The following is a 23,410-nucleotide window of genomic DNA, read 5'->3' as shown; positions in this document are numbered from 1 at the left end:
GCTCAGGCTCCCTGGACGATCTTGGCGGCGGCCTCGACCCCGCCCAGGGCCTCGAGGTGCCGCAGCGGATTCCAGAAGTCGCGGTAGAGCAGGATCTGTCCGTCGCGGGTGCGCAGCACCGAGATGTAGTCCTGCGCCAGCTTGCCGCCGGAAACGGTGGCCACGCCGTCGCCATGGAATTCGCCGATGGCCAGGTCGGGGTCGGCGGTCTCGTAGAACTGCACGTCGGTGAAGCGCACGGTCAGGTGCTCGGGAAACAGGCGCATGTGCGCCCAGATGGTTTCGCGGCCCTCGAAGCGGGTCTTCCAGCCCGGCGGGGCGTAGGGGAATTCGAGTACGCCTTCCGGATGGAACAGGTCGCACCAGCCACGGGCATCGCCGTTTTCCAGGAGGCGCAGGCTGTGGACGAGAATTTCCTTGGCATTCATTGGGCGATCCTCTCGATCGGGTTGGCGTGGGAGGCGGTTTTCGCCGGGGCGCTGCATCCGGTGCGCACCGGCACGCTGATCAGGGCGCGGAGGAAGGTGATCGGCAGCCATTGCAGCTCCGCGTGGGGCACCGCCAACTGGAGGTCGGGGAAGCGCGCGAGCAGGCGCTGGATGGCGATCCGCCCCTCCAGCCGGGCCAGTGAGGCGCCGACGCAGTAGTGCACGCCGAAGCCGTAGCCGAGATGGCCATCGGTGTTGCGGGTGAGGTCGAGGCGGTCGGGATCGTCGAAGCGCTCGGCGTCGTGGTTGGCGGTCAGGTTGGAGACCAGGATGTATTCGCCGGCGGGAATGGTGACCCCGTCCAGTTCCACGTCTTCTACGGTGAAGCGCAACATCGAGGCGCGCACCGGACTGTCGTGGCGGACCAGTTCTTCCATGGCGTTGGGCAGGAGTTCCGGCTGCGCCCGCAGCAACGCCAGTTGCTCCGGGTTGACCAGCAGGGTGACCAGCGCGTTGCCGATCATGTTCATGGTGGTCTCGAAGCCGCTCATCATCAGCAGGTGGGCCATGGAGACGAGTTCCGCTTCGCTCAACTGGCCGCTCTCGTCGGCGGCCTGCACCAGCCCGCTGTAGACGTCGTCGGCCGGCTGCCGGCGCTTGGCCTCGAGCAGCACGCGCAGGTAGTCGACCTGCGCATCGGCCAGGGCCTGGGCCTCCTCCGGCGACAGCAGTTCCGCCTGGCGCTCCCAGGACTGGCGGGCGTGTTCGCGCTCGGCCTCGGGAATGCCCAGCAGCTCGAAGATCACCGCGATGGTCAGCGGGATCGCGAAGTCGGCCATCAGGTCGGCCTGTTCGCGGCCGGCCATGGCGTCCAGCAATGCCTCGGTGATCCGTTCTATATGCGGTTGCAGGCGCTCCACCTGGCGCGGGGTGAACGCGCGGCCAACCAGCGAGCGCAGGCGGGTATGGTCCGGCGGGTCGAGGTTGAGCATGTGGTGGCTGAGTCCCTCGCCGATCCCCGCGCGCGGGCTGCCGGTACGCTTCGCGTAGAGTTCGGCGGCCTGCCGGGCGTCGCGGCGGACGCCCGGATGGTTGAGGACCTTGCGCGCGTCGCGGTAGCGCGTCACCACCCACACCGGATGCTCGGCGGCGCGATGCGCGGGACGCGGCGCGCCGTCCACCTGCAGGCCGTCGTAGAGCGCGTGCAGTGGCGAGATCAGTTCCTCGCCCAGTCTCAGTTTGCGATCAGGCACGTTGCTCCTCCTTCGCCGCCGGGGCGGCGGTGACGATGGGGCGGAACATCCCGTCGATCACGCTATCGGGCAGCAGCCGCGCCAGCAGGGTACCGCGGCGCACGTCGGCGCCGACCCGGTAGCGGGTCCGCGGCTTGGCCGCGGTGAGCGCGGCATGCACCGCGGCGGCGACATCGGCGGGCTTGGTCGCGCTGTTGCGCGCGCCGTCCTCGTTGGCCTGGAGGAAGCGCAGGTAGGTATCGCGATAGAGGTCGGCGACGGCGTCGGGGGCGTCGGCCAGGGCGCGCTCGCCCTCGCTGGCGATCTTGCCCCAGATCGGCGTCCAGATCGCCCCGGGGCTGACCACCGAGACCTGGATGCCCATGGGTGCCAGCTCGCGGCGCAGGGCGTCGCTCACTCCCTCCTTGGCGAACTGCGCGGCGGAGTAGGCGCCCAGGTAGGGAATGGCGACCGAGCCGAGGCCCGAGGTGACGTTCACCAGGCGCGCCGCGCCGCCACGGCGCAGCAGCGGCAGGATCGCCCGGGTCACCGCGAGCTGGCCGATCAGGTTGACTTCCAGCTGGCGCCGCAGCAGGTCGCTGGAGACGCATTCCAGCGGCGCGGAAATGCAGATCCCGGCGTTGTTCACCAGGCCCCAGAGCCCGGTATCGCCGACTTTCTCCGCCACCTGCGCGGCGGCCCGGCCAATGGATTCCTCGTCGGTGACATCGATCAGCAGCGTGCTGATCCGGCCGGACGGGCAGGCGTTCGCCAGGCGCTCGCCATCCTCCTGGCGGCGCACCCCGGCGATCACCTGGAAACCCTGTTCGGCCAGGTGCAGCGCGGTTTCCCGGCCGAGGCCGCTGGAGGCGCCGGTGATCAGTACGTGGCGGCCCTGGGGCGAGAGAGGTTTGCTGGTGAATAACATGTCATTGCTCCTCGAGGGCGGATCGTTGGGGGGCGTGGATCGCCGACAGCAGGGTGCCCAGGCAATCTTCGGCCAGGCGTTCGGCGCGTTCGCCGGGGACCGCTTCGTCGATATAGGTGAAGTTCCAGAACAGCCGGCCATGGCTGGAGTTGATGGCGGCCACGAAGTAGCCGTTCACCGAGATGCCGGTGAGGAACTGCGCGTCGGAGAGGCGCAAGGCGCCGATCCGCTCGGGGAACGGATAGCGACCGATGTTGGAGGAGCACAGGTTGATCGGCCCTTCGGCTTCCATGAAGGCCATGAATGGCCGCGCGTCGGCCATGCAGCGCGGCGCAGCGCTGGCGACCAGGGTGACCAGGTTGAAATGATGGCCCTGGCGACGGCGTTCGCCGAGGTCGTCGGTGAGCGCGCGGGCGACCTCCCAGAACGGCCGGGCGATGTCCAGCACCACCGGTACCGTGGCGACGTAGGTGCCTACTTCGTCGGGGCGCACCGGCGGCTCCAGTTCGTCGCGGAAGTCGATCGGCGAGCCGATGGCGATGTGGCTAGGGCGGCGCTGGTGGTCGTGGCCGGCGGCGATGGCCAGCGCCGCGGTCAGCGCGCCGTGTACCGTGGTGCCGTGTTCGCGGGCGCGTCGTTGCAGCTGTTCCAGCTGCGCGCCGTCCAGCTCCCGGTGGAGCAGGCGGGTACGCCGCGCTTCCAGCGGCACCGGGTTGCTCGGCTCGATCCGGCCCGGGCGGTGGCGACCGACCAGCGCTTCGTCCTGGGCGGTCTGCTCGGCCAGGCGCGCCGCGCCTTCGTCGCCGGTGAAGCGGCGCGGACGCAGATCCTCCGCCGGCGGCAGGGCGCTGGCGGTCCAGGGTTGCGCGGCGGGGTCGGCGGCCAGGGTCAGCCATTGTTCGGCGAGGGTCAGCACGGTAGTGCCGTCGGCGATGATGTGCGGTACCACGACCAGCAGGTCGTGGGCGCCGGCGTCGGTGGCGATCGCCACGGTACGGATCAGTGGCCCGCTGTCCGGATCGATGCGTTCCGGCAATTCGCGCTCGTTGATTTCCCGCAGCCATTGCTCCTCGCCGCCGCCGCGCACCTCGCGCAGCGGGATGGGCTGCTCGCAGGGCACCCAGCGCGGATCGAGCCCGGCATCGTGCTCGATCCGCGCGCGCAGCAGCGGATGCCGCGCCTGCAGCGCGTCGAGGCCGCGGCGCAGGTCGTCGATGGACAACCGGCCATGGACCCGCACCCGGGAAATCACGTTCAGCGCGGAGAACTGGTCGCTGAGCCAGTACCAGCGTTCCACCGCGGACAGCGGGCGTCGTATCTCGGCCATCATTCGACTCCTGGGAAGGTCAGTGCCAGTTCGTTCTGCCGGGCGAAGGTTCGCTCCGGAGCGAAGCGGAAGTAGAGATCGCGGGCGACGGTGCGCAGCGGATGCTCCAACTGCTCGATGCGGCTCAGCGCCCGCGAGGTCTCGACCATCGCCCTGGCGCGGTCGCGACGGCGGTTCTCGTAGGCGCGCAGGGCGGCTTGCGGGTCGTCGATGGTGGCCAGGCAGTGGGCCAGCACCGCGGCGTCTTCGATGGCGATGGCGGCGCCCTGGCCGAGGCTGGTCAGCATCGGATGCGCGGCATCGCCGAGCAGGGTCACCGGGCCGTCGCCCCAGCGCTCCAGGAACGGTCGGTCCTGGGCCGGCAGGCTGCTGATGTCGGCCTCCGGGGTCGCCTCGATGACCGCCTGCACTTCGTCGGCCCAGCCGGCGTAGAGGCGCTGGATGCCCGCCTTGCCGCCGCGCCAGTCCTTCGCCTGTTCGGCCGGCATGTTGCGGGTGCCCCACCAATAGACGTTGCCTTCGCCGATGTCGGCGAGACCGAAGCGCTGCCCACGGCCCCAGTAATGGGCGACGTAGCCCGGCGTCACCTTCGGATGGCGGAACGCCGGCGTGGCGCGCCAGATCACGTAGTGCCAGTCGGTGGGACGCTCCGGGCCGGTCATGGTGGCGCGGATCGCCGAGTTGAAGCCGTCGGCGCCGATCAGCACGTCGGCGTGCACTTCGCGGCCGTCGCTGCAGAGCACGGTGACGCCTTCGCCGTCGGCGTGGCGCAGGTAGCCGGTGGCGCTCACGCCCAGTTCGATGCGGCAGTCGCGGGCCTGTTCCAGCAGCGCCTGCTGCAGGCTCGCGCGGTGGATCGCCAGGCTCGGCTGGCCGAGCTGACGGGCCAGGCCGCCGAAGTCGATGGCGCGGATCGGTCGCCCGCGCCGGGTGAGGAACCGTAGCGAGTCGAAGGCCTGGGCGCGGGTAAGGTCAGGGCGCACGCCGACCCTCTCCAGGGCGGTCAGCGCGTTGGGCATCAGCGACAGCGCCGAGCCGACCGCGCGCAGCTCCCTGGCCCGCTCGTAGAGTTCGACCTCGAAGCCGGCGGCTTTCAGGCAGGCGGCCGCGGCGAGCCCGCCGATGCCGGCGCCGGCGATGACGATCTTCAGGGGATGTCTGCTCATGGGCGGGTCCGTTCGCTGGAGGTGGAGGGTTCGAGCAACGCGGCGATCTCTGCCGCGACCGTCTCGACATAGGGTTCTTTCATCAGCACCAGGTGGTCGCCGGGTACGTCGATCACATCGAGGCGGCCGCTGGTCCAGTGCTGCCAGCCGTTCTTCGGGTCGCCGTAGTGGGTGCCGGCGGCGTCGTGCATCGGCTTCAGCGCCAGCGGCAGCGGGCCGTCCGCGCGCAGCAGGGTCATGTCCTGGTCGCTGACTTCCGGGCGATAGCCGATGAGTGCCTGCCAGCTCGCCCGGAACAGCTCGTAGAGCCGCTGCACGGTGGCGCGCGGGGTGCCGGCGGGAAGTACGCCGGCCTCGATGGCGCGTTCGACGATGTGGTCGAGTTTCTGCTCCAGGCTCGCGCCTTCAGGCAGCGGCTCGACCTCCTCGTCGCTGCGCTCGAACCAGACCAGTTCCCAGTAGAAGAACAGCAGCAGGGCTTCGTCGCTGGCGCTGCCGGCGTGGTTGCGGTCGACGGTGATGGAGTCGAGCACGATCAGTTGGGCGACCGCCTGCGGGTCGAGCGCGCGCAGTTGCCGGGCCATCTCGTAGGCGACGAAGCCGCCGAACGACCAGCCGCCGAGGTAATAGGGGCCTTCCGGCTGCACCCGGCGGATCGCCGCGAGGTAACTGGCGGCGATGTCCTCGAGGACCGCCAGCGGCGTACTGCCCTGGCCGGTGCCGGCCGCCTGCAGGGCATATACCGGCTGGTCCGGCGGCAGTGCGCGGACCAGCGGCAGGTAGCAGAGTACGTGGCCGCCGAGCGGGTGGACGAGGAACAGCGGCGGGCGGCTGCCGCCGGCACGGATCGGTACCAGCGGGTCGAAGGCGCGCACCGCCGAGCGTTCCCGCAGGCGTTCGGCGAGGCCCTCCACGGTCGGCGTCTCGATCAGCGCGGCCATCGGCAGGTCGACGCCATAGCGCTTCTCGATCAGCAGCATGAAGCGCATCGCGCTGAGCGAGGTGCCGCCGAGGTCGAAGAAGCTGTCGCGGATGCCTACCCGGGGACGATCCAGCAACTCGCCGAGGAGTCCGGCCAGGGTGCGCTCGTAGTCGTCGCGCGGGGCCAGGTACTCGATGTTCGTCCCGTGCTCCAGCGGCAGTGCGCGCAGGGCGGCGTCGTCGCGCTTGCCGCTGGGGGTGAGGGCGAAGCCGTCGACCCAGGCGAAGTGTGCCGGCACCATGTGTTCCGGCAGTTCGCTGCGCAGCGCCTGCTTCAGTTCGGCGAGATCCACCGCCTCGGGCTCGCCGAGCAGGAAGGCAGCGAGGAATGCATCGTTGCCCTGGCGCTCGCGAGCCACCACCGCCGCGCCGCGCAGGCCCGGCTGGCGCTCGGCCTGGCGCATGATCGCCAGCTCGACCTCGGCCGGCTCGATGCGGAAGCCGCGGACCTTGACCTGGGTATCGGCGCGGCCGAGCCAGACGATCTCGCCGTTGCCGAGGATGCGCCCGAGGTCGCCGGTGCGGTAGAGCCTGGCGCCGGGGCGCCAGGGATGTTCGACGAAGCGCTCGGCGGTGAGTTCGGGGGCGCGGTGGTAGCCGCGCGCGAGGCAGTCGCCGCCGAAGTACAGCTCGCCGGTAACGCCGACCGGTACCGGGCGCAGCGCGGCGTCGAGCACCTGCACCTCGACCCCGTCCAGCGGCCGGCCGATCGGCGGCAGGTCCGGGTAGTGCGCCGGATCGCCGCTCAGCGAGTGGTAGGTGACCTGGTGCGTCTCGGTGGGACCGTACTGGTTCTCCAGCAGCAGCCCGGGCATCGCCGCGCAGAACGCGCGGACGTCTTCGGTGATGCGCAACTGCTCGCCGGAGGACACCACCACGCGCAGGGCGCCGGGGCGCACGCCCAGGGTGTTGGAGGCCTCGGCGAGGCGTTGCAGGGCGACGAAGGGCAACAGCACGCGCTGGACCTGGCGGCGTTCGAGGACATGTAGCAACGCGGAGGGGTCCATCCGCTCGCGGTTGGAGATGAGTTGCAGCTCGCCGCCGCCGCACAGCGTGGAGAAGATCTCCTGGAAGGCCATGTCGAAGCTCAGCGGCGCGAACTGCAGGGTGCGCAGCCCCGGTACGCCGCTGGCGACGCGCAATTGCCACTGGGTGTAGTTGGCCCACATCCGGTGGCTAAGCTCGACGCCCTTCGGCCGCCCGGTGGAACCGGAGGTGAACAGCAGCATGGCCAGCTCGTCGAGCTGCGGCGCGGCGAAGGTCTCGGGCTCGATGTCGGCGACCAGTTCCTCTACCGGCAGCACCCGTTCCGCCGCGGCGACATGGGCGTGCTCGGGATGCGCGACCACCCGGAACGGCTGTGCGGTCTCCAGGATCAGCGCCAGGCGCTGCGCGGGATAGCTGACGTCCAGCGGCACGCAGACCAGGCCGGCGCGCAGGATGCCCCAGATCGTCGCGATCATCTCCGGCGAACGGTTCAGCGCCACTCCGATCGCATCGCCGCGGCGCGCGCCGGCGCGGACCAGGCGGGTGGCCACGCAGCGCGCCACATGGTCGAGGTCGCGATAGGTCCAGCGTTGCTCCTCGAAGGCCAGCGCGGCGCTGCCCGGCAGCGCCTCGACCTGGCGTTCGAACAGGCTGACGACGTCGACCAGCGGCTCGGGCTGGGAAGCGGCGTCGCGGCGAGGGGCGAGGAAGGCGAAGTCGGCGGCTTCGTCGGGATGCTCGGCGAGGCGCCACAGGAGCTCGACGAAGGTCGCGCCGATCAGCGCGGCCTGGCTGCGGCTGATGCCGCGGCCGTCGCTGTCGATGCGCAGGTACATGCCGTCGCTGGGCGTGGCGATCACGTTGACCAGCAGGGCGAAGTTGGTTTCTTCCCAGACGTGGAAGTCGCGCAGTTGCCACAGCGGTTCGAGGACATGCAGGTTGACGTAGTTGAAGGCGCTGCTCAGTTCGTCGCCGACGATCTGCTGGATGGCGCTGAGCGGATAGCGGCGATGGGCGTGTCCGTCGCGCTCCTGGCGGAACAGCGCATCGGCTACCTCGATCCAGCTATGCCCGGCAATCTCCGAGCGGACCGGCACGGTATTCAGGAACAGGCCGACCATGCGGTCGGCGTCGGGCAGTTCGGGGCGGCCGTTGCTGATCGCGCCGGTGACCACGCTGTCGCTGCGGGAGAACAGATGCAGGGTCAGGCAATGGGCGGCGAGCAGCAGCGATTTCAACGGCAGTCCGCGTTGCGCCGCAGTGGCCTTGAGTCGTTCGAGCAGCCCGTCCGGCAGCGCTTCGCGATGGCTGGCCGGACCTTGCGCGGCTTGCGGCTCGTGGGCGCCGAAGCCGTCGAGGCGGGTCATCCTCGCGCCCTCCAGCAGCCCGGTCCAGTACCCCACGGCGGCCGGCGAAGCCAGCGCGGCCAGCTCCTCGCGGACATGGCAGGCCAGCGCCGGCGCGGGGCCCGGCAGCGGCTCGCCACGGTAGGCGGCGACCAGCGCGACGATCAGGTTGGCCACGCTCCAGCCGTCGAGGATCGCATGGTGGAAGCTGAACACCAGGTCCAGGCCGTCCTCGCGGACGAACGCGGCGAACAGGAACAGCCCGGGCTGTTGCAGCGAATAGCGATGGAAGCGGCGTTGGCGGATGTGCTCGTCGAGCACCGTCCCGGCCTCCGGGTTGCCGCGCAGGTCCAGGATCAGCGGTTCGCTGCGCGCCTGGGTATGCACCAGTTGCAGCGGTTCGGATGCACCGCTGAGGTCGAACGACGAACGCAGCGCGGGATAGGCGGCGACCACCCGGTCCAGCGCGTGGCGGAACGCGGCTTCGTCCCAGGCCAGGTCGAAGCGGTAGTGGAACACGTCGTGGTAGACCGACGAGTCGGGGCGCTGGCGGCTATGGAAGAGCAGGCCGAGACTCAGCCGGCTGGTCGGGAAGGCGTCCTCCAGCCCTTCCAGGCGCGGCTTGTCGACTTCGGAAACCAGTTCGAAGGGCTGGTAGCTTCGCTCCGCGAGCGGACGCACCAGGCGCTCGGCGAGGCCCGCCACCGTCGGGTTGCGCATCAGGTCGGCGAGTTCGAAGCCCAGGCCGCGCCGCTGTGCGGCGGCGCGGATGCGCAGCATCAGGATCGAGTCGCCGCCGAGGGCGTAGAAGTCGTCGTGCACGCCGACCTCCGCCACGCCGAGGACATCGGCCCACACCGCCGCCAGTTCGGCCTCGGTCGCCGTGCGCGGCGCAACCGCCGCCACCTGTTCCGGCGGTGCCGGCAGTTGCCGGCGGTCGAGCTTGCCGTTGGCGCTGAGCGGGAGGCTGTCGATGCGCACGAAGAAGGCTGGCAGCATGAAGTCCGGCAGCGTCGCCGAAAGTCCGGCGCGCAATTGACCGGGGTCGAGTTCCGCCGCAGCCACGTAGTAGCCGACCAGGTGCGTGCCGCGTACCGCCGAATCGCGTGCCACGACCGCGGCGTCGCGTACGCCGGGAAGCGCGGCGAGGCGGTCGCGTACTTCGTCGGGTTCGACCCGGTTGCCGCGGATCTTCACCTGGTCGTCGGCGCGGCCGAGGTATTCGAGGTTGCCGTCGGCCAGCCAGCGGGCCAGGTCGCCGGTACGGTAGAGACGGCCGCCGGCGACGAAGGGGTCGGCGAGGAAGCGCTCGGCGTTCAACTCCGGCCGGTTCAGGTAGCCGCGGGCGACGCCGACGCCTCCTATATATAGCTCGCCGACGGCGCCGAGGGGCTGCGGCCTGAGCGCGCGGTCGAGGACGTACAGGCGCAGGTTGTCGATCGGCCGGCCGATCGGGACCCGCGTGGGGTTGTCGCTGGCGCATTCATGGTCGGACACGTCGACGGTGGCCTCGGTCGGTCCGTACAGGTTGACCAGTCGCACGGCGTCGCCGAACAGCCGGCGGAAGCGCGTGACCTGCAACGGCGCGAGGGCTTCGCCGCTGCAGAACACCAGGCGCAGCGAGCTTGCCGCCGCGCGGGCGGTCGGGTCGCCGTTGAGCAGGTCGAGGAACGGCGTCAGCATCGACGGTACGAAGTGGATGACCGTGACCGCGTCGCGCTGGATGCTCCGCAGCATTTCCCGCGGGTCCTTCTCGGCGCCGGGCGGCAACAGCGACAGGCGGGCGCCGGTGAAGCTCCACCAGAACAGCTCCCAGACGGATACGTCGAACGTCACCGGAGTCTTTTGCAGAAGCACGTCGCGTTCGCCGATCGGATAACGACGCTGCATCCAGTTCAGGCGGTTGACCACCGAGCGGTGCTCGACCATGACGCCCTTGGGCATGCCGGTCGAACCGGAGGTATAGATGACATAGGCCAGGTCGCCGGGCGCCACGTTGGCCGCCGGCAGGTCGCCGGTGCTCTGCGGCAGGCGTTCGAGGTGCAGCACGCGCGTCTCTCCGAGGCTCTCGCCGAGTGTCGCTGCGCGCTCGTCCACCAGCACCACGCGGGCACCGCAGTCTTCCAACAGCAGGCGGACGCGCTCCAGGGGATGGTCGGGATTGATCGGCACATAGGCGCCGCCGGCGCGCTGCACGCCAAGGATCGCCGGCAGCAGGTGGGGACCGCGGGCGACCAGTAGCGCTACCCGCTCGTCGGTCCTCACACCCGCTGCGCGCAGGGCGTCGGCCACGGCCTGGACCTTGGCGTCCAGCTCGGCATAGCTGAGCGTGCCGCCGTCGGCTTCCAGCAGCGCGGTGCGTTGCGGGGTGCGTGCCACCTGCTCGGCGAACAGCGTGGGCAGGGTAGCCTGCTCGGGGAATGCCTGGTCGGTGGCGTTGCGGGTGTGGATCAGTTCCTCGCGCTCGGCGGCCGACAGCGGATCGAGTTCGCCGAGGCGGCGCTCGCCGCCCTCCACCAGGGCGCGCAGGAAGGTTTCGATATGCCGCGCCGCGGCGTCCATGGGGAAGTCGGCGTCGAACACATCGCAGGCGTATTCGAAATCCACCTGCGCGTCGCTGTGCCCGTCGAACTCGGAGACCCAGATGGCCAGCGCGTCCGGGTCATGGGCGTGGGTTTGCGCCACGGTCTCGACGCTGGCGCTCGGGATCGCCTGGGCGGCGGGCCAGCGCATGTAGGAAAGGGTGGTGTCGAACAGTGGCGAGGCGCCGCGCAACAGGTCGCCGAGGGGCATCTTCTGGTGGCGCAGCAGCGTCCGGGTCGCCTCGCGCAACTGCGCCAGGAATTCGTCGACGGTCTGTTCCGGCGCGGTGCGGATGCGTAGCGGCAGGGTATTGGCGAAGTGCCCGACCACTTGCTTGGCCGCGCGGTCGGCGCGGTTCAGCACCGGTACGCCGAGGACCACGTCGTCGTTCTGGTGGATCCGCGCCAGGTACAGCGCCACGGCGGCGGAGAGGAACAGGAAGGGCGATTCGCCACGATCGCGGATCGCATCGAGCAGTGTGCGTTCCAGCGTCAGCCTGTGGCGCGCGGTGCGGCGCAGCCCGGCCGGGCGCCTGCGGGTGAAGAGGGCCGGCTCCAGGCCCTCCAGGGCCTCGGCGAAATAGGCGCGGTCGCCGCGGTACTGTTCCGAACCGGAGTAGTCGTCGGTCTCGAGTTGCGCCAGGAGGGAAGCCGTCGGCATCTGCGCCTGTGGCTCGCCTAGCTCGCCCAGGTAGCCGGCGCGCACCCGGCTGAGGAATAGCTGCAGGCCCCAGGCGTCGCTGACGATATGGTGGGTGCGCACGTAGACGTAGAGCGCCTGGTCGCTATGCAGCAGGGCCAGGTCCACCAGGCTGCGGCCGTCCAGCGGGTAGGCGTGGCGGAAGGCGTCGCGCAGCCAGGATCGCACGGCGGCCTCGGGGTCGCGGTCGGCGCGCAGGTCGACGTGGCGCGCCTCGAACTCGGCATCCGTGTCCAGCCACTGGTACGGCGTACCGTCCGTCTCGCCGAGGCGCAGGCGGAACGCCTCGGTGTCTCGCGCCGCCTGCAGCAGCGCCCGTTCCAGGGCCTGGGTATCGACCTCGCCGGTGAAGCGGTCGTAGCTGAAGATGGTGTACTGGTCGAGTTCCGGAAACTGCGCGGCGGCGACCCAGATGTCCCGTTGGTAGGGCGATAGCGGCAAGCGAGCGAAACGAACCATCCCTGCGTCCTCTTCAACAATCCATCGATTCGGCGAACACGGGCACCGCACGCCTCGCCGGACAGGTTCCACCCGTCGACGTTTCAGCGCGCCGTAGCCAGCGTGGTTGGCAGGGAAGCGGCGGCACCCGAAGCAAGAGCGGGGTGTACTATTACTTTTGGCAGGCTCGAAGAAATAGCTGTTAATTCTTGCAGGGTAATCGCGTTGTTAACTGTTAATTCTGGTAGGTGTTTACGAGGCAACTTACAAATCTGTTAGGTTCCGGGAAACGTGCGTCGCGGCCCTGCATGGCTATGCTTCACGAGATTACCTTCGCCGGTCTTTTCGAAGTTGAAGCAAGCCTTTCGAAAGTGTCTGGCTGATGCATAATGGGCCGCTCGGAAGAGGCGCATTAACGGATATATATCCGCGCCCTGGCGAACAACGAACGCATGCCCTGAAAGGTTTGCCGGATGGATTACCAACAGTTCCAGGAGGTTGCATGAAAACCGATGACAAGGACCGCGAAGGCGGCGACTCCCACGGCGCCATCGGCGCCAAGCTGATGGAGTACGCGCTCAAGGTCAGGAAGGTGTTCGTCACCGGCGGGGTCGACGAGAAGATGGCCAAGGACGTCGTCCAGCAGCTGCACATCCTCGCCTCGATCAGCGACGATCCGATCTACATGTTCGTCAATTCCCCGGGTGGCCACGTCGAATCCGGCGACATGATCTTCGACGCGATCCGCTTCATCACACCGAAGGTCATCATGATCGGTTCCGGCAGCGTTGCCAGCGCCGGCGCGCTGATCTATGCCGCGGCGGACAAGGAAAACCGCTATTCGCTGCCCAATACCCGCTTCCTCCTGCACCAGCCGTCGGGCGGCATACAGGGGCCGGCCAGCAATATCGAGATCTACCGCCGCGAGATCGTGCGGATGAAGGAACGCCTCGACCGGATCTTCGCCGAAGCCACCGGGCAGACGCCGGAAAAGATCAGCGCCGACACCGAGCGCGACTTCTGGCTGAACGCGGAGGAGGCCGTGCAGTACGGCCTGGTCAACAAGATCATCGTTTCGGAACGGGAGATCACGCTGCCTGGCCAGTGAGTTACCGCAGGCCGGATAAATACGAAGGCGGGCGCGAAGAGCGTATTTCCCGATTCTCTTCTCGCTCGCTTTTCTTTCTTTAATTTCCGATCGATAGGGTAACTTTTCTTACTTTTATTTTGCTTGTTTTCAAAATGCCATCAGCAAGAATGGCTGACTTTTGCAAAGTCTCACGTCGCGCGCCCGTTATTTTCAATCATTCTATCGAGCGACATTTTTCAGGCTTACGGAAATTACCTTCCGTCTGCCGGCCTTGTTTGACTCGACCTGACGTAACAATGGACAAGCGCCGGGAAAGTTCCAGCTTCCGCGGCGCTTGCCGGTATTTCCAGTGAATTGTTTTCAGGCGTTCGCCGCGCGCCGGGCCGCCGGCGAGTTGGCCAGGTATTCCAGGGCTTCCTGGGTATTCGCCTCGTGCTCGGGGTGGTACCAGGGATTGAAGTAACGGGCGACGTCGCGGAAGGTGCGCGCGAGGTTCGGCAGCAGGCCCTGCTTGCCGAGCCGCCACCAGGTTCGTAGGAATCCCTGGCGCTTGGCGCCGCGCAGGCTCGGGTCCTGGTCGAGGAGGGTGCGGGTGCCGTCGGCGAGCAGGTAGACCAGTATCGCGATGACCAACAGCATGGTCAGTTGCCGGGTGACGAAGCTGCCGCCCAGATGCACGTGCAGGTCGTGGGCGACGCTGCGGTGCTCTACTTCCTCGGCGCCGTGCCAGCGCAGCAGGTCGAGCATCACCGGGTCGCTGCCGCGGCGATCCAGCTCCCGGGCCTCCAGCACCCACTTGCCGAGCACGCAGGTGAAATGCTCCACCGCGGCGATGATCGCGCAGCGCTGGCGCAGCCACCAGCCGTCGAGGGCGCGGGTCAGGCTGTTCTGCCCCAGCGGGTAGTCGCAGAGCAGGCGTTCGAAAAGGAAATCCATCTTGTCGGTGAACGGCTTGGAGTCGATGTCGAACCTGCTCAGGTAGCGCTGGATCGCGCCGTCGTGGGCCCGCGAATGCATCGCTTCCTGGCGGATGAAACCCTGCACGTCGTCGCGCAGGCGGGCGTCGCTAACCAGCGGCAGGGCCTTGTTGTAGAGGCGGCAGAACCACAGTTCGCCGGAAGGCAGGAGCATGTGCAGGACGTTCATCACCTGGGACGCTTCCGCTTCGCCGGGAACCCAGTGCAGGGGGGTATCGCTGAAGTCGAAGCGGACCTTGCGCTGGACCAGCTTGTGGTGGAATTCGCTCATGGCAGGCTCTCAGGAAGTCAGGTCGAAGCGCGCGAGAAACCGCGTGGCCCAGGGCGCGAAGCGCCATTGCAGGGCGCCGAGGTGCACCTCGCTGCCCACCGAGACCACCGCCTTGTTGCGCTCCACGGCGCGCACCAGCTTTTCCCCGACGGTGTCCGGGCTGAGCCGGCGTCGCTTGTAGAAGCGCTGGATCTTCGCCTGGCGCCGTGCCTGGCGTTCGGCGTCCATGCCGACGAAGCGGGTGGCCTGGACAATGCCGGTATCGACGAAGCCCGGGCACACCGCGGTGACTCCGATCGAACGTCCGGCCAGTTCCGCCCGCAGGCATTCGCTGAGCATCACTACCGCGGCCTTGCTGGTGGCGTAGGCGGGGTAGTTGCGCGACGGCGCGAAGGCCACGCCGGAGGCGACATTGACCAGGTGCCCCGGCTTGTTCGCCGCGATCATCTGCCGGCCGAACAGGCGGCAGCCGTCGATCACGCTCCACAGGTTGACCCGCAGCAGGCGCTCCCATTCCGCGGGCGAGGTGTCGAGCATCGGTCCGGCCATGCCGATGCCGGCATTGCTGACTACCACATCCGGGACTCCGAGGGTGTCGCGCACCCACTCGGCGAAGGTCTCCATGGCCTGGGTATCGCCGACGTCGACCTGGTAGACATGGGCCGTGGCGCCAAGGGCGCGGGCCAGTTCGGCGCTGCGTTCGGCGGCTTCCAGATCGAGATCGGCGGCGAGCAGGCTGGCGCCGCGCTCGGCGAAGCTGAGCAGGGTCGAACGGCCGATGCCGCCGCCGGCGCCGGTGACCACCACCAGCTTGCCGCTCATCGAGCGCGCGTCGGGCCGGACCTGGGCGCGTTGCAGGGCCGGCGACGACTCGCCGGTTTCCTGGGCGTCGATGAACTCGCCGAGCCAGCCGGCCAGTTGCTCCGGCTCGGCCAGCAGTTGCCAATGGCCGACGCTCGCCTCGCGCCGCCACAGGCGTGGCGCCCACAGGCTGAGGTGCTGGAACAGCTGGGCGCCGACGTAACGGTCGCGGGTCGGTACGATCAGTTGCACCGGCACTTCGGTGTGGCGCTTGCGCGGACGGAACAGGCTGCGGATGAAGTTGCCGCGGTACAGCTTGACCCCGTGCCGGCCGTCGCTGGCCTGGGTCGGGTTGACCTGCGGATGGCGGACGCCTTCGGCGTGCTTCAGGAACTGCGGCCAGAGCCGGGCCAGGCCGGCGCTCCAGAGCAGCTCGGGTACGACGGGGGTATGGAAGAAGGCGATGTACCAGGAGTGGAGCAACTGGCCGAATACCGCTTTCAGGGCCTTCGGACTGCGCTGCCTGAGGTGTTCGCGCATCCAGAAACCGACATGGTCCAGGCAGGGCCCGGAGATCGAGGTATAGGACGCGATCAGCGGTCGGCACTGCGGATCGGTGACGCTTTCCCAGGTCTGGATCGAGCCCCAGTCATGGGCCAGCAGGTGCACCGGGCGATCCGGGCTGGTGGCGCGAATCACCGCCTGCAGGTCTTCGCTGAGCCGTTGCAGGTGGTAGTCGCGGCTCCAGCGTGGCTTGTCCGAAGCGCCGGCGCCACGCACGTCGTAGGCGACGATGCGGTAGCGCCCAGCCAGTTGGCGGATCAGCGGCAGCCAGGTCTCGTGGTTGTCCGGGTAGCCATGCACCATCAGCAGCGTCGGCTTGTCGTTGTCCGGCGCGCCCCAGCAATGAACCGCCAGGCGCACGTCGCCGGACTGCACGAACAGCCGTTCCGGCTGCAGGTCGGGGAGGGCGAGGAGCGCGTTCATGCGGCCTCCCGTGCTTGCGGCAGCAGGCCGCGCGCCTGCCAGCGGCGGACGTGCGGCAGGTCGTCGTCGAGCCAGTAGGCGTCGTCTTCGGTGACTACCAGCAGTTCCTCGAACTTGGCGCCCACCCCGCGTAGCCCCAGGTGCGGTTCCACCGCCCAGAGACCGGGCGTCGGCGGGTGCTCGGAGCGCTTGCCGCTGGACCACAGCGGCGACCAGCCTTCGCGCTTGCCGGTGACCAGCGCGTTGCGCGTCAGGGTGTACAGGTTGCGCACGCCGAAGCGCGCCACCGAGGGACCGCGGCGGTTGCCGAGCTTTTCCACGCGATGGGCGAGCACTTCGAAGGGATAGGCCTTGTGCCGTGGCAGGGTGCCCTGGATCACGCAGAGCCGGTCGACCGCCTGGCTGACTTCGGCCAGGGGGCGCCGTTCGCGGACCAGGTCGAGGATGGTGCGTCGGTGTATCAGCAGGTCGTCCATCAGCCGCTCCTGCAACAGGTTGTGGCCGAGCGCGCCGGAGTAGCCGACATCGGCGGTATAGGCGCCGAGGGTCGGCGCGCAGTCGAGGATGAACGGCATGCCTTCCTCCAGGCGCTGCTTGCCGGGGTAGAAGGCCAGGTTGAAGCCACCGAGATGACGCAGGCCGTCGAAGCCCTTGAACGAGGTGCGGCTGCCGAACCAGGCGAAGGGCTGGTGGAACCAGTCGTCGACGCCGTGATCCTGCAGCCAGGTCTTCATCAGCGCCGCGGCTTCCCTCTCGCTGATGCCGGCGCGCAGTTCGCCGTGGATGGTTTCGCAGCAGGTATAGGCCAGTCGCTGGACCTGGCGGAAGTGATCGAGATCGTCGGGAGTGGGTACCCAGGCGCCTTGGGACATGGCTCTCTCCAGGCTGGCTTGTCGTTATTGTGACATTGATTGATGTCATGGTTGATGCTGGCCCATAAGCAGGCGTTGCGCCAGCCCTGGGAAGTCTCTTCACGCCGGTGTTACGGCACTTGCTACCGGCGCCGGAAGGCCCGGGGCAGAAGGCTCGGGACGTTTCCCCCGGGTTGTGGCGGCGGTGCCGGAGGAGCGGCTGACCGACGAGTCCAGTCTTTGGTTGGCGCCCGCGCATCCCGACGCCGGCAAAGAGCGTTGCACCCCCGGAGGTTGTGGCCGTTCGGCGGGCCTCGTTATGATCCGCCTCCATGAGCACACCCCTGACCCTCCTGCAGCGCCTGCTGCAACGTGGCGAGCAGCCGTCCGCCGAGGATGCCCGCGAATACAGTGTCGACGAACTGGCGCGCGCGGCCGGCAGCAGCGTGCGCAACGTGCGTGCCTACCAGGACCGCGGCCTGCTGCCGCCGCCGGAGCGGCGCGGCCGGGTCGGCGTGTATTTCGACAGCCATCTCAAGCGCCTGCGGCTGATCAACCAGTTGCTCGAACGCGGCTATTCCAGCGCCAACATCAAGGAATTGCTGGAGGCCTGGGAACAGGGCCGCGACCTCGACCACGTGCTCGGCCTGGACCAGGCGATCATCGGCGAGTGGAACCTGGAGACGCCCGGCAGCATCGGCTTCGACGAACTCCAGGCGATCTTCGGCGACGAACTGAACGACCGGGTGATCGACAAGGCCCAGGCGCTGGGCCTGCTGCTGTTCGACGGCGAGTGCATGAAGATCCCCAGTCCGCGGCTGTTCCAGGCCGGGCTGGAGCTGTACCGCAGCGGCATCCCGCTGGAGGCGCTGCTCGATCACCTCGGCGAGTTGCGCAGCGACACCGAGCACCTGGCGGCGGGGATCGTCCGCCTGATCGTCACCCACCTGGTGGACGGCCGCGGCACCGACCTGCTGCCCGGGGCGCCGGACCTGCAGGAGCTGGCCAAGGTGTTCCTGCGCCTGCGCCCGCTGGCGGAACACGTGGTCCAGGTGGAACTGGCGCGCGGCCTCAAGCTGTCGGCCAACGAAATGCTCGGCGAGCGTGTCGGCGAGATGCTGCGCAAGCTGGAAAAGCCTTCCTGACTCTTCTTCAGATCTTCCGCGCCGCCGCCTGGATCTGTTCCCGCAGCCAGGCGCCGGCCGCTTCGCGCTCGGCGTCGCCGCGCCAGATCTGCACGTAGTCGAAGCGCGGGATCGCCAGCGGCGGCTCGCAGACCGCCAGTTCCTCGGGTAACCGCAGGCGTTCGAGGATGCGCTCGGCGATGGTCAGTACCAGGTCGGTGCCGGCCAGCAGCGCCGGGGCCACGGTGAAGTGCGGCAGGGTCAGCGCTACCTGCCGGCGCAGGCCGCGTTTTTCCAGGGCGCTGTCGACTTCCTCGGCCGGGTTGTCCTGTAGCGAGACGCGCACGTGGCGGGCCGCCAGGTAGCGGTCGAGGGACAGGCCGTCGGGGCGGTCGAACAGGCTGCGCCGACAGACGCAGACGAAACGCTCCTCGAACAGGCGCCTGGCGCGCACGCCCTCCGGAAGCAGGGGGAATACCCCCAGCGCGCAGTCCAGTTGTCCTTCGGCGACCTGCCGGGCGGTTTCCAGGCGCGGTTCCTGGACTATCCCGAAGCTCACCCCGGGCGCCAGCGCCTGTTGCTGGCGCAGCAGCGCCGGCAGCACCACCCAGGCGCCGTAGTCGGACATGCCCAGGCGGAAGTGGCGCCGGCTGCGCACCGGCTCGAAGGCCGGCCCGCCGATCACCCCGCGCACCTGGTCGAGGCTGGCCTGGAGCTTCGGCGCCAGCTCCAGCGCCAGGCTGGTCAACTGCATGCGGCTTTTCACCCGCACCAGCAGCGGATCGCCGAACAGTTCGCGGAGACGCCCGAGGGCGTGGCTGACCGCCGGCTGCGACATGGCCAGGCGCTGCGCCGCGCGGGACACGTGGCGCTCGCTGAGGAGCGCGTCGAGCACCACCAGCAGGTTGAGGTCGATACGGCGTAGGTCATGAATCTGCTGCATGGAGGCTGTACCAACTATCGATTTCCATTCGCGAAGTGGATAGCAAAAACTCCGCTCCAGAGGCAATGGCCGGAGGAGGAGAATCAGCATGCCCAATTATCTGATGGTACTGATGGCAGTTTCGGTGGGCGGCATGGTGGTGCTGCAGGCCGGCAGCAACGCCTTGCTCGGGCGCCTGCTCGGCCATCCGCTGAGCGCCAGCCTGACTTCGCTGGGCGTCAGCCTCGGGGCGGTCTGCCTGGGCCTGCTGCTGGTGCGGGTGCCGCTGCCGGCTACCGCCAGCCTCGGCGGCGCGCCCTGGTGGAGCTGGCTCGGCGGGCTGTTCGGCGCGGCCTACCTGACGGTGGCGATCCTGGTCGCGCCGCGCCTGGGCGCCGCCACTTTCATCGCGTGCGTGGTGGCCGGGCAGATGCTGGTCTCGGCGCTCTGCGACCAGTTCGGCTGGGCCGGTTTCCCGGTGCGCCGTTTGTCCTGGGAGGGCTATCTCGGCCTGGCGCTGGTGGTGGCGGGGGTATTGCTCCTGCAATGGCGGGGAAGAGTGTGAGGAGAGTGCCGGCGAGGGCTGTCAAGTGGAATCTGGCCTAGACCAAAATCTTGATCTGAAATTGTGACGAAGTTGGCATGAATAGTTGTTGCAAAGCGTGTTGAAACCAAAGCGTCTTTTTCCCTCACTAGCGTCGTCGGGGTTCGAACAGCTTGCTGCCGAGTGAGCCTGCGGGCGTCATGGATGCGCTCGGCAGCCCTGTGCCACACCCTGACCTGGTGAGTCCCCCCGATGATTTCGAAAAGCAGAAGAAGCTTCATCCGCCTGGCCGCCGGTACGGTCGGCGCCACCGTCGCCACCAGCATGCTGCCGTCGAGCATCCAGGCGGCCCTGGCGATTCCCGCGCACCGCCGGCATGGCAACCTCAAGGACGTCGAGCACGTGGTGATCCTGATGCAGGAGAACCGCTCCTTCGACCACTATTTCGGCACCCTCAAGGGCGTCCGCGGCTTCGGCGACCGCATGGCGATCCCGCTGCCCGACGGCCAGCGGGTCTGGCACCAGAAGGGCAGCAAGGGCGAGATCCTGCCCTACCACTTCGACACCAGCACCACCAGCGCCCAGCGCGTCGACGGCACCCCGCACACCTGGCCGGACGCCCAGCAGGCCTGGAACGAAGGGCGCATGGACAAGTGGCTGCCGGCCAAGACCGAGCGTTCCCTGGGCTACTACAAGGAGCAGGACATCGCCTTCCAGTTCGCGATGGCCAACGCCTTCACCATCTGCGACGCCTATCACTGCTCGTTCCAGGGCGGCACCAACCCCAACCGGCTGTTCCTCTGGACCGGCACCAACGACCCGCTCGGCCAGCACGGTGGTCCGGTAACCACCAACGACCACGACAGCAACGGCCCGGTGGAGCAGGGCTACACCTGGACCACCTATCCCGAGCGCCTGCAGGCTGCCGGCATCACCTGGCGGGTCTACCAGGACATGGCCGACAACTTCTCCGACAACCCGCTGATCGGCTTCCGCCAGTACCGCGCCGCGGCGCCTGACTCGCCGCTGATCGTCAACGGCCTGAGCACCTGGAAGCTCGATGCGCTGAAGCGCGACGTGCTGGCCAACAGCCTGCCGCAGGTGTCCTGGATCGTCGCCCCGGCCAAGTACTCCGAACACCCCGGCCCGTCCAGCCCGATCTGGGGGGCCGAGTACACTTCCTGGGTACTCGACGCGCTGACCGCCAACCCGGAGGTCTGGAGCAAGACCGCGCTGCTGGTGATGTTCGACGAGAACGACGGCTTCTTCGACCACGTCGCCCCGCCGGCCGCGCCGAGCCTGAACAAGGACGGCACGCTGCGCGGCAAGACCACCGCCGACGCCACCCTCGAATGGCACACCAAGGGCGATATCCGTTATCGCAACCAGCCCTACGGCCTCGGCCCGCGGGTGCCGATGTACGTGATCTCGCCGTGGAGCAAGGGCGGCTGGGTCAACTCCCAGGTGTTCGACCACACCTCGGTGATCCGCTTCCTGGAGCAGCGCTTCGGGGTCATGGAGCCGAATATCAGTCCCTGGCGTCGTGCCGTCTGCGGCGACCTGACCTCGGCGTTCAACTTCGCCAACCCGAACAACGAGCCGTTCCCCGAACTGCCCGACACCAGCCAGGCCGACGCCATCGTCGCCAGCCAGATCAAGCTGCCGAAGCCGAAGCCGCCGGCGGTGGCCGCCATGCCCAAGCAGGAAATGGGCATCCGTCCGGCCCGCGCCTTGCCCTACGAGCTGGGCGTGCATGCGCGCTACCGCAGCGGCGGAGATGCGCTGAGCCTGACCTTCGTCAACACCGGCAAGGCCGGCGCGGTGTTCCAGGTGTTCGACCTGCTCGACAGCGAGAACCCGCCGAAACGCTACACCGTCGGCGCGCGCAAGCGCCTGCACGACAGCTTCCAGGGCGACGCCAGCGGCGACTACCACCTGGAAGTGCACGGTCCGAACGGTTTCCTCCGGGTCTTTCGCGGCAACCTGCGGCGCGACCTGGCGGAGCGCAAGGCGCCGCTGCCGGAAGTGCGGATCGACTACGAGCCGCTGTTCGGCAACCTGCGCGTGCAACTGATCAACCGTGGCCGCCATCCGGTCAAGCTGACGGTCAAGGACAACGTCTATCGCCAGGGCGAGCGGCGTACCGTCAACGTGCCGCCGGGACAGCGCCGGGAAGTCCGCTATTCGCTGCGCAGCAGCGGCAACTGGTACGACTTCAGCGTCAGCGCGCAGGGGGCGGACAGCTTCCTGCGGCGTTTCAGCGGTCGCATGGAAGATGGTCGCTCCGGCTTCAGCGACCCGGGCATGGGCCTGGGCACGCTGACCTTCTGACCCGGACGGCCGCGCCGGCTCCCTGCAATGGGGCGGCCGGCGCGGACGGCCTGCGCCCTAGTCGAGGGGAACCGGGTAGAGGGTATTGAGGATCCACTTGCCGTCCTTCAGGACGAAACCGTACGAAATCTCCTTGGCCATGTACGTATCCCAGCGCGTGCAGACGCCCTGGCCGTCGGCCTGCTTGCAGGAGTAGGCATCGATCTTGCCCATGTGCAGCTTCTCCAGGGAAACCACCTGGAACTTGCTGTTGCCGCTGCAGGCCACCGGATTGTCGATGTATCCGTACTGGCGCCAGGCCGCGTCGTAGTTGCCTCTCGACTTGAACAGGGTCTTGTCTTTCTGCGACGAGCCGGATGGCGGCGTCATCCCGTAGATGTGCTGGGTCACGTGGCCGCCCATCGAGGTATTGCGCGTGGCGTCGGCGCTTTGCTGCACGCTGGTGATGTCGCGGCAGGCGGCGGCGTTGGCCGAGGAGGCCAGCAGCAGAAGGGCGGAGAAACCCAGGCCGGCGACGCACTGGTGTGCGTCGGGGCGGGGCAGTGAAAAGCGGTTCATCGGCGGCTCCTGTGAGATGGATTGCTTATGAAGGAACGCCGCCGCGCAGTTTTCGTGAAGATGCCTCAGTCGCGATAGCGTGGTGGCGGCGCGTAGCCGCCGCCGTTCCGGGCGTCGGCGGGAAATGCCTGCGGTCCGTCGGCCGGCGCCGCGCGACCGCTGGCCGGAGCGTCCAGCTCGAACAGGGCCACGCCGATCACGCCGAGGTTGCGGCTGTCGCCGGCCGCGCTGTTGCTGGCGTAGGCATCGTCGGGGCTGGCGAAGCGGAACGCCGCGACTTCCCGTTCGTTCTTGCGGAAGCCCTCGATCACCAGGCTCTCGCCCGGCTCCAGCACATAGCCGCGGTTCTTCAGGCTGCCCGGCTGGCCGTTGAGCACGTCCAGGCCGTCTACCGTGGAGACCACCTCGTAGGTCGCGCTGCCGAGGTTGTTCAGCCACAGTCGGTAGCGCTGGCCTTCACGACCCTGCAATTGCAGGGTGCTGCGGTGCTGCACGAGGTCGAACTTGCCGCCATCCTCGTCGAGTACGGCGAAGCCCACCCTGCCCTTGGCCAGGGGCAGTTCCTTGATGGCACGTCCATCGAAGCGGCTCGCGCTGTAGAACACCTGGCGGCGATCGACCGGTTGCTCCGATAGACGTCGCAGGGCCACCGAGGTGACCGGCGAGGCGACGCCTTCGCCCCATTGGGTGCCGAGCCGCTGCTCGGTCGGCGCGCCGGCCTGCTGTTGGGGCAGGCTGCAGCCGCCGAGGGCCAGCAGGCCCAGCAGTAATGCGGATAGCAGTGGTTTGCGCATGGTTCCTTCCTCTCCCTGGACACCAGGAGGCGGGGTGCCTCCCTG

The 23,410-nt window shown here is 68.5% G+C and carries 16 protein-coding genes; 4 read left to right on the top strand and 12 right to left on the bottom strand.

The window, feature by feature from the left end; translation table 11 throughout:
• Positions 1–2: 2 nt before the first annotated feature.
• The 6 genes from LJF27_RS27320 to LJF27_RS27295 are packed head-to-tail and all read right to left on the bottom strand — an operon-like array spanning position 3 to position 12,136.
• Positions 3–428 (bottom strand): nuclear transport factor 2 family protein, encoded by a 426-nt coding sequence (locus LJF27_RS27320; RefSeq protein WP_003091711.1) that lies wholly within the window; start codon positions 426–428, stop codon positions 3–5.
• Positions 425–1,681, bottom strand: coding sequence for a cytochrome P450 family protein (locus LJF27_RS27315; protein ID WP_023117043.1), 1,257 nt, complete (start codon positions 1,679–1,681; stop codon positions 425–427). Before LJF27_RS27315 ends, LJF27_RS27320 begins: the two co-directional genes overlap by 4 nt.
• The gene (locus tag LJF27_RS27310; protein ID WP_003106196.1) at positions 1,674–2,588 is read right to left on the bottom strand and encodes an SDR family NAD(P)-dependent oxidoreductase; all 915 of its coding nucleotides are present in this window, start codon (positions 2,586–2,588) and stop codon (positions 1,674–1,676) included. The genes LJF27_RS27315 and LJF27_RS27310 overlap by 8 nt, the downstream gene beginning before the upstream one ends.
• Position 2,589: 1 nt before the next feature.
• On the bottom strand, positions 2,590–3,918 hold the full coding sequence (locus LJF27_RS27305) for a condensation domain-containing protein (RefSeq protein WP_003122420.1): 1,329 nt from the start codon (positions 3,916–3,918) through the stop codon (positions 2,590–2,592).
• Positions 3,915–5,081, bottom strand: coding sequence for an FAD-dependent oxidoreductase (locus LJF27_RS27300; RefSeq protein ID WP_003091709.1), 1,167 nt, complete (start codon positions 5,079–5,081; stop codon positions 3,915–3,917). The genes LJF27_RS27305 and LJF27_RS27300 overlap by 4 nt, the downstream gene beginning before the upstream one ends.
• Positions 5,078–12,136, bottom strand: a complete 7,059-nt coding sequence (locus LJF27_RS27295; protein WP_023117042.1) for an amino acid adenylation domain-containing protein — start codon at positions 12,134–12,136, stop codon at positions 5,078–5,080. Before LJF27_RS27295 ends, LJF27_RS27300 begins: the two co-directional genes overlap by 4 nt.
• Positions 12,137–12,617: 481 nt before the next feature.
• Between LJF27_RS27295 and LJF27_RS27290 the strand changes: the two genes are divergently transcribed.
• On the top strand, positions 12,618–13,223 hold the full coding sequence (locus LJF27_RS27290) for an ATP-dependent Clp protease proteolytic subunit (protein ID WP_003091706.1): 606 nt from the start codon (positions 12,618–12,620) through the stop codon (positions 13,221–13,223).
• A gap of 342 nt (positions 13,224–13,565) precedes the next feature.
• On the opposite strand, the gene LJF27_RS27285 is transcribed toward LJF27_RS27290, so the two are convergent.
• The 3 genes from LJF27_RS27285 to LJF27_RS27275 are packed head-to-tail and all read right to left on the bottom strand — an operon-like array spanning position 13,566 to position 17,113.
• Positions 13,566–14,453, bottom strand: a complete 888-nt coding sequence (locus LJF27_RS27285; RefSeq protein ID WP_003102091.1) for a metal-dependent hydrolase — start codon at positions 14,451–14,453, stop codon at positions 13,566–13,568.
• Between the two features lie 9 nt (positions 14,454–14,462).
• Entirely contained in the window at positions 14,463–16,241 is a 1,779-nt protein-coding gene (locus tag LJF27_RS27280) for an SDR family oxidoreductase (protein ID WP_003102094.1), read from the bottom strand.
• Entirely contained in the window at positions 16,238–17,113 is an 876-nt protein-coding gene (locus LJF27_RS27275) for a M24 family metallopeptidase (protein ID WP_003091703.1), read from the bottom strand. Before LJF27_RS27275 ends, LJF27_RS27280 begins: the two co-directional genes overlap by 4 nt.
• 311 nt (positions 17,114–17,424) lie before the next feature.
• Here LJF27_RS27275 and LJF27_RS27270 point away from each other — a divergent pair, with 311 nt between their 5' ends.
• Positions 17,425–18,237 carry a MerR family transcriptional regulator gene (locus tag LJF27_RS27270; RefSeq protein ID WP_009313699.1) on the top strand — a complete coding sequence of 271 codons (813 nt, stop codon included), beginning with the start codon at positions 17,425–17,427 and terminating at the stop codon, positions 18,235–18,237.
• Between the two features lie 7 nt (positions 18,238–18,244).
• On the opposite strand, the gene LJF27_RS27265 is transcribed toward LJF27_RS27270, so the two are convergent.
• Positions 18,245–19,159 carry a LysR substrate-binding domain-containing protein gene (locus tag LJF27_RS27265; RefSeq protein ID WP_003138279.1) on the bottom strand — a complete coding sequence of 305 codons (915 nt, stop codon included), beginning with the start codon at positions 19,157–19,159 and terminating at the stop codon, positions 18,245–18,247.
• Between the two features lie 88 nt (positions 19,160–19,247).
• Here LJF27_RS27265 and LJF27_RS27260 point away from each other — a divergent pair, with 88 nt between their 5' ends.
• Entirely contained in the window at positions 19,248–19,703 is a 456-nt protein-coding gene (locus LJF27_RS27260) for a DMT family transporter (RefSeq protein WP_003158318.1), read from the top strand.
• A 231-nt stretch (positions 19,704–19,934) separates the two neighbouring features.
• On the top strand, positions 19,935–22,013 hold the full coding sequence (locus LJF27_RS27255; RefSeq protein ID WP_023117041.1) for a phosphocholine-specific phospholipase C: 2,079 nt from the start codon (positions 19,935–19,937) through the stop codon (positions 22,011–22,013).
• Between the two features lie 57 nt (positions 22,014–22,070).
• On the opposite strand, the gene LJF27_RS27250 is transcribed toward LJF27_RS27255, so the two are convergent.
• Positions 22,071–22,571 (bottom strand): hypothetical protein, encoded by a 501-nt coding sequence (locus LJF27_RS27250; protein ID WP_016263221.1) that lies wholly within the window; start codon positions 22,569–22,571, stop codon positions 22,071–22,073.
• Positions 22,572–22,636: 65 nt separating this feature from the next.
• Entirely contained in the window at positions 22,637–23,365 is a 729-nt protein-coding gene (locus LJF27_RS27245) for a hypothetical protein (protein ID WP_003158319.1), read from the bottom strand.
• Positions 23,366–23,410 lie beyond the last annotated feature (45 nt).

It is taken from the genome of Pseudomonas sp. 203-8 (assembly GCF_020708595.1).
GTDB lineage: Bacteria > Pseudomonadota > Gammaproteobacteria > Pseudomonadales > Pseudomonadaceae > Pseudomonas > Pseudomonas aeruginosa.
This window is presented reverse-complemented; position numbering and strand designations above follow the sequence as displayed.

Bases quoted from the DNA above. Each gene is read 5' to 3' on its own strand.
- LJF27_RS27320 (WP_003091711.1), bottom strand. From the start codon at position 428: ATGAATGCCAAGGAAATTCTCGTCCACAGCCTGCGCCTCCTGGAAAAC.
- LJF27_RS27310 (WP_003106196.1), bottom strand. From the start codon at position 2,588: ATGTTATTCACCAGCAAACCTCTCTCGCCCCAGGGCCGCCACGTACTG.
- LJF27_RS27305 (WP_003122420.1), bottom strand. From the start codon at position 3,918: ATGATGGCCGAGATACGACGCCCGCTGTCCGCGGTGGAACGCTGGTAC.
- LJF27_RS27300 (WP_003091709.1), bottom strand. From the start codon at position 5,081: ATGAGCAGACATCCCCTGAAGATCGTCATCGCCGGCGCCGGCATCGGC.
- LJF27_RS27295 (WP_023117042.1), bottom strand. From the start codon at position 12,136: ATGGTTCGTTTCGCTCGCTTGCCGCTATCGCCCTACCAACGGGACATC.
- LJF27_RS27290 (WP_003091706.1), top strand. From the start codon at position 12,618: ATGAAAACCGATGACAAGGACCGCGAAGGCGGCGACTCCCACGGCGCC.
- LJF27_RS27285 (WP_003102091.1), bottom strand. From the start codon at position 14,453: ATGAGCGAATTCCACCACAAGCTGGTCCAGCGCAAGGTCCGCTTCGAC.
- LJF27_RS27280 (WP_003102094.1), bottom strand. From the start codon at position 16,241: ATGAACGCGCTCCTCGCCCTCCCCGACCTGCAGCCGGAACGGCTGTTC.
- LJF27_RS27275 (WP_003091703.1), bottom strand. From the start codon at position 17,113: ATGTCCCAAGGCGCCTGGGTACCCACTCCCGACGATCTCGATCACTTC.
- LJF27_RS27270 (WP_009313699.1), top strand. From the start codon at position 17,425: ATGAGCACACCCCTGACCCTCCTGCAGCGCCTGCTGCAACGTGGCGAG.
- LJF27_RS27265 (WP_003138279.1), bottom strand. From the start codon at position 19,159: ATGCAGCAGATTCATGACCTACGCCGTATCGACCTCAACCTGCTGGTG.
- LJF27_RS27260 (WP_003158318.1), top strand. From the start codon at position 19,248: ATGCCCAATTATCTGATGGTACTGATGGCAGTTTCGGTGGGCGGCATG.
- LJF27_RS27255 (WP_023117041.1), top strand. From the start codon at position 19,935: ATGATTTCGAAAAGCAGAAGAAGCTTCATCCGCCTGGCCGCCGGTACG.
- LJF27_RS27250 (WP_016263221.1), bottom strand. From the start codon at position 22,571: ATGAACCGCTTTTCACTGCCCCGCCCCGACGCACACCAGTGCGTCGCC.
- LJF27_RS27245 (WP_003158319.1), bottom strand. From the start codon at position 23,365: ATGCGCAAACCACTGCTATCCGCATTACTGCTGGGCCTGCTGGCCCTC.